Raw genomic sequence first — 705 nt, forward strand, 5'->3', positions numbered from 1 at the left:
CGAATTCTTGACTAGCTAGATGACAACATGATTGAATGAAACTTTGTCGTTGCAATGGAATATTGTCGAAAAATGCTTTCTCTTGATCGGTAAAACCACCAGATTTGCCGATTCTATTACATACGAACCTCATTTCAGCAAGCGCCGCCTGGTCTTCCGCATCAATATACACATATTGTTCCAAAAACTTCATATAAAGTTTACGGGTAGCCATAAATAAAACGGTACCTAAGGTACCATTGACCAATTCATCAGTGAAATTTTTGACACACATGACTTGGGCCCCCGTTTTTAAATGAAGAACTTTATCCACCATAAGATTATTATCAAGCATACTGACGAGAAAAGGGTTTTCTGGATCTTTGGCTTGGAAAGTGTATACTTTCCCTGGTAAACTGTTTAATTTTGCTTGATTCGCCATCAGAACTTCTTTTAAAGTTGGGTACAACTGTGTTGGTTCTATTCCGTCAGTGTAGTTGATTTGTCGATCCAATTTTTGGAACGCTTCAATGGTTTCATAATTCAAGTTCCCAACACGCACATTGTTCAACATATCAATAAACTCATTATCTCCCTTTTGTCTGAAAACTTGCTTCAACACCACGGTGTTTTCGATAACCTTATTCCAACTTTTAGCCAAAAAGCAGAATTTCGGCTGACCAGAATTATCCACAGGTGGCAATTGATAGAAATCACCAGATCCCC

1 pseudogene is annotated in these 705 nt (G+C 38.2%); it reads right to left on the bottom strand.

From position 1 onward, the window contains the following. Positions 1-705: pseudogene (locus HMPREF6485_RS13885) on the bottom strand (hypothetical protein); the annotation flags it as partial.

Origin of the sequence: Segatella buccae ATCC 33574, assembly GCF_000184945.1 — a bacterium.
GTDB classification, from domain to species: Bacteria; Bacteroidota; Bacteroidia; order Bacteroidales; family Bacteroidaceae; genus Prevotella; species Prevotella buccae.